This is a genomic window from Pseudomonas entomophila (assembly GCF_013523165.1).
Classification (GTDB): domain Bacteria; phylum Pseudomonadota; class Gammaproteobacteria; order Pseudomonadales; family Pseudomonadaceae; genus Aquipseudomonas; species Aquipseudomonas entomophila_A.
In genome coordinates, this window is the sequence record NZ_JAAMQI010000046.1 from 1 (window position 1) to 5,058 (window position 5,058).

The window sequence follows — 5,058 nt, forward strand, 5'->3', positions numbered from 1 at the left end:
CCGCCAACCCCACCCGCCAATCCGCCCCACTGGGCTGCTGATACACCCCCAGCCCAAACTCCGGCAGCACCGCCAGCAGGTAGTCGAAGATATCCCCCTGAATCCGCTCGTACTCCGCCCACACCGTGGTCGAGGTGAAGCAGTAGATCTCCAGCGGTACCCCCTGCGCGGTCGGCTCCATCTGCCGGACCATGCAGGTCATGTCCTGGCGTACCTCGGGGTGATGCCGCAGGTAGGCCAGCGCGAAGGCGCGGAAGGTGCCCAGGTTGGTCAGTTGCCGCCGGTTCGCCGCCAGCTCGCCGGCCGGCCCCAGGGCCTCGTTCCAGGCGCTCAGCTCGTGCCGCTTGCCGACCAGGTAATCGCCCAGCAGGCGCACCTGGCTCAGCGTGTGTTCTTCGTCCGGGGTGAGGAAGCGAATGCCGGTCGCGTCGATGAACAGGCTGCGCTTGATCCGCCGCCCACCTGCCTGCTGCATGCCGCGGTAGTTGCGGAACGACTCGCTCATCAGCCGCCAGGTGGGGATGGAGACGAGGGTCTTGTCGAAATTCTGTACCTTGACCGTGTGCAAGGTGATGTCCACCACGTCGCCATCCGCGCCGACCTGTGGCATCTCGATCCAGTCGCCGACGTGGAGCATGTCGTTGCTGGTGAGCTGCACGCTGGCGACGAACGACAGCAGGGTGTCCTTGTAGACCAACAGCAGTACCGCCGACATGGCGCCCAGACCCGAGAGCAACAGCAGCGGCGAGCGGTCGATCAGGGTGGCGACGATGATGATGGCGCTGAACACCCACAGGACCATCTTCGCCAGTTGCACGTAGCCCTTGATCGAGCGGGTGCGGGCGTGTTCGGTGCGGGCGTAGATGTCGAGCAGGGCGTCGAGCAGGCTGGCCAGGGCCAAGGTCATGAACAGCAGCGTGAAGGCCAGCGCCAGGTTGTCGAGAAAGTGCAGGGTGACCGCGCTCAGGCCCGGCACCAGCTTGAGGCCGAACTGGATCACCAGCGACGGCGTGGTCTGGGCCAGACGGTGGAAGACCTTGTTGTGGCGCAGGTCATCGAGCCAGCGCAGGGCCGGTTGGCGGGCCAGCAGGCGGCTGCCGTGCAGCACCAGGAAGCGGGCCAGGCGGCCCAGGACCAGCGAGACGCCGAAGAGCACGGCCAGGCCAAGGCTGGCGTGCAGCAGCGGGTGTTGATCGAGGGTGCCCCAGAGGTCGAGGGCGTCGAGCCAGAGTTGTCGGATATCCATGGGTAAGCGGGTAGTCATCGTTGCGAAATCAGGCGCTATTAGACCGCGTAACGACCGGCGGTTGGAGAAAAGAAACTCGGCTATGGGCACGGAAAACGTTACCCTATGCAACTGAATTTCCGCACATGCCCGAGGTTACATCCCGTGTTTTCCCAATTCGCCCTGCATGAACGCCTGCTCAAAGCCGTGGCCGAGCTGAACTTTGTCGAGCCGACCCCGGTACAGGCAGCGGCCATCCCCCTGGCCTTGCAAGGGCGAGACCTGCGAGTCACGGCGCAAACCGGCAGCGGCAAGACCGCAGCGTTCGTGCTGCCGCTGCTCAACCGCCTGGTCGACCTGCGCGAGCGTCGCGTGGAGATCCGCGCGCTGATCCTGCTGCCGACCCGCGAGCTGGCGCAGCAGACCCTCAAGCAGGTGCAGCTGTTCTCGCAGTTCACCTACATCAAGTCGGGCCTGGTCACCGGTGGCGAAGACTTCAAGGAGCAGGCCGCCATGCTGCGCAAGGTGCCGGACGTGCTGATCGGCACGCCGGGTCGCCTGCTCGAGCAGCTCAATGCCGGCAACCTCGACCTGTCCCACGTGCAGGTGCTGATCCTCGATGAAGCCGACCGCATGCTGGACATGGGCTTCGCCGAAGACATGGAGCGGCTGTGCCTGGAGTGCGCCAACCGCGAGCAGACCCTGCTGTTCTCCGCCACCACCGGCGGTGCGGCCTTGCGCGAGGTGATCGGCAAGGTGCTCAAGGACCCGGAACACCTGATGCTCAACAGCGTCTCGCAGCTGGCCGAAGGCACCCGCCAGCAGGTCATCACTGCCGATCATGACCAGCACAAGGAAAAGATCGTCCAGTGGTTGCTGCAGAACGAGACCTACCAGAAGGCGATCATCTTCACCAACACCCGGGCCTGGGCCGACCGTCTGTACGGGCACCTGGTGGCGCAGGACGTCAAGGTGTTCGTGCTGCACGGCGAGAAGGACTCCAAGGACCGCAAGCTGGCGATCGAGCGCTTCAAGCAGGGCAGCTCCAAGGTGCTGGTGGCCACCGACGTGGCGGCGCGCGGGTTGGACATCGAGGGCCTGGACCTGGTGATCAACTTCGACATGCCGCGCAGTGGCGACGAGTACGTGCACCGGGTCGGCCGTACCGGGCGTGCCGGTGCCGAAGGCCTGGCGATCTCGTTGGTGTGCCATAACGACTGGAACCTGATGTCGAGCATCGAGCGCTACCTCAAGCAGCAGTTCGAGCGCCGGGTGATCAAGGAGGTCAAGGGCACCTACAACGGGCCGAAGAAGGTCAAGGCGTCGGGCAAGGCCGCGGGCAGCAAGAAGAAAAAGGTCGAGAAGAAGACCGACAAGAAGACCGCCGCCAAGCGCAAGCCGGCCGCCCGGCCGAAGGCCAAGCCCCTGGCCAGCGCCGATGGGATGGCACCGTTGAAGAAGCGTACGCCGGCGGCGGAGTGAGGGCAGGGCAGGGCGCCCGACGCTGTGAGGGCAGCTGTTTGCCTGATGCGGCGAGTGGCTGGTTTGGTGGGTCCGCAGGACCCACCTGCCCAGGCAATGACTGATCGAATGCTATCGCTGACAACCCGGCCCCCACGGGCTGCTTTTCGGACACCTGTCCGCTCGATAACTGTCACCACCCTGTGGGGCTTGCCCGCGATGATCAACCCCATTACGCCTACAACCACCCCGACCGCTTGAAGCTGACGAATAGCCCCGTGCACCCCGTCGCGATCACCCCCAGCACCATGAAGTAGCCGTAGTGCCAGCTCAGCTCGGGCATGTTCTGGAAGTTCATCCCGTAGATCCCGGCGATGGCCGTGGGGAAGGCCAGGATCGCGGCCCAGGCGGCGAACTTGCGCTGTACCGCGCTCTGGCGTGCCGAGTCCAGCAGCAGGCCGACTTCGATGGTCTGGCTGGCGATCTCGTGGACGGTCGAGAGGTCTTCCATCTGCCGTTTGACATGGATCTGCACGTCGCGAAAGTACGGTCGCATGTTCTTGTCGATGAAGGGAAACTTCAGCCGCTGCAGCTCCTCGCTGATCTCCACCATCGGTGCCACGTAGCGCTTCATGCGCAGGACGTCGCGGCGCAGGCGGTGCAGGTGCTTGATGTCCTCTTCGACCAGGGTACCGGCCAGCACCCGCTGCTCCAGCGACTGGATCTCTTCGTGGATCGCCTCACTGACCGGCTGGTAGTTCTCGGTGACGAAGTCCAGCAGCGCGTACAGCACGAAGTCCTCGCCATGCTCGAGCAGCAGCGGCCGCGCCTCGCAGCGCTGGCGCACCTGAGCGTAGGAGGTGGAGTGGCCGTTACGACAGGTGATGACGTAGCCCTTGCCGGCGAAGATGTGCGTCTCGATGAACTGCAACTGCCCGTTCTGGCGCACGGGCGAGTAGGTGACGATGAACAGCGCATCGCCGAAGGTCTCGAGCTTGGAGCGGCTGTGCTTTTCCAGCGCGTCCTCGATAGACAGTTCGTGCAGGTCGAACTGGCGCTGCAGGATCTCCAGTTCCTGCGCGCGGGGCTCTTCCAGGCCTATCCAGACGAAGTGCCCGGGCTTGGCGGCCCATTCGCCGCCTTGATCGATACCGATGTTGGTGACCTTGCGCCCACCACTGTATACCGCTGCCGCCACGACACGTCCCATGATGACCTGCTCTCTCGATCCGATGCGGCCTAGCTTGGGGCCGGCCGCGTCGGCGGGCAAGGGGCATGTCAGTGGGGGCGGGCGTCGTTTCGGCGTTCCTGCTCCAGACGGTCGATGCCCTGTTGCATCTGGGTGCGGCACTGCTCGATCAGCGCAGGGATGTCCTGCTTGCTCAGGCCGGCGGTGGCGATCGGTGGCAACGAGCGCACGACCACGGTGCGCCGACGCCAGGCGTTGAGGTTCAGGTCATGGGCATAACGGCTGACGCACACCGGCACGATCGGCACCCCGGCCTCGATGGCCATGTGGAAGGCGCCCTTCTTGAAGTCCAGCAGCCGCTCGCCACGGTTGCGCGTGCCCTCGGGGAAGATGAAGATCGACGCGCCGTTCTGCAGCTTGCGGGTGGTCAGGTGCATGGCCTTGCGCGCCTGGTAGGCATTGCCGCGGTCGACCAGCACGTTGCCGCCCAGCCACAGCAGTTGGCCGAACAATGGGATCAGCCCCAGGCTCTTCTTGCCCACGGCCACCGTGCAGCGCGGGATGACCTGGCCAAGGATGAACAGATCGTAGTTGGACTGATGGTTGGCGATGATCACGCAGCCCGGTGGCTGGTCGGCCAGAGGGCCGGTTTCATCTTTCAGGCGCAGGCCCATGATGCGCGTTGCGGGAATGCCATAAAGACGCGCGAAGAGGCGGCTGTTGTCCGGGTTGAAGGGGCGGCACAGACCGATCACCAGCCCCGCCAGGCTGGCCAGAACGACGTGCAGACCAAGAAGCAGCATGCGCAGGAGAGAAAGCATCGAAAGGCTCGCAACCAGATGTTCGCGGTGCAGTGTACGACCGTGCACTGAAAGGCTGCAAGGGGAGGGTGGCTGCAAGCGGCCCTTGGCCAGCCGTGGATCTGGCTCACTCCAGCACTGCGGTCGAGGTGTGGGAGTGGGCTTGTCGGCGATGGCTTTGTGGACCCTGCGGGCCCAGTCGCGGCACGGGGCCGCTCCTACACCCACTGCGGTAGGGCAGGCGGTCCACGGTCCATGTAGATACCGTCTTGATCCTCACATCGCAAGTGCGATCTGAGGGTCGAACGGTTTGTCGGATTTCACCACGCCATACACCAGGTGCAGCAGCTTGCGCATGGCCGCACAGACGATCTGTTTGTACG

Annotated in this window: 4 protein-coding genes; 1 reads left to right on the plus strand and 3 read right to left on the minus strand. The window is 64.7% G+C overall.

Annotated elements, in window-relative coordinates:
• On the minus strand, positions 1 to 1,246 hold a 1,246-nt coding region (locus G7Z99_RS19465; RefSeq protein ID WP_181096761.1), incomplete at its 3' end, for a mechanosensitive ion channel family protein.
• Between the two features lie 105 nt (positions 1,247 to 1,351).
• Here G7Z99_RS19465 and G7Z99_RS19470 point away from each other — a divergent pair.
• On the plus strand, positions 1,352 to 2,707 hold the full coding sequence (locus tag G7Z99_RS19470) for a DEAD/DEAH box helicase (RefSeq protein ID WP_219854303.1): 1,356 nt from the start codon (positions 1,352 to 1,354) through the stop codon (positions 2,705 to 2,707).
• A gap of 217 nt (positions 2,708 to 2,924) precedes the next feature.
• Here the strand turns inward: G7Z99_RS19470 and G7Z99_RS19475 are convergent, their stop codons facing one another.
• Together G7Z99_RS19475 and G7Z99_RS19480 are read right to left on the minus strand one after the other, a co-directional pair.
• The gene (locus tag G7Z99_RS19475) at positions 2,925 to 3,896 is read right to left on the minus strand and encodes a magnesium and cobalt transport protein CorA (protein WP_181096765.1); all 972 of its coding nucleotides are present in this window, start codon (positions 3,894 to 3,896) and stop codon (positions 2,925 to 2,927) included.
• Positions 3,897 to 3,964: 68 nt separating this feature from the next.
• On the minus strand, positions 3,965 to 4,696 hold the full coding sequence (locus tag G7Z99_RS19480; RefSeq protein WP_181096767.1) for a lysophospholipid acyltransferase family protein: 732 nt from the start codon (positions 4,694 to 4,696) through the stop codon (positions 3,965 to 3,967).
• Positions 4,697 to 5,058 lie beyond the last annotated feature (362 nt).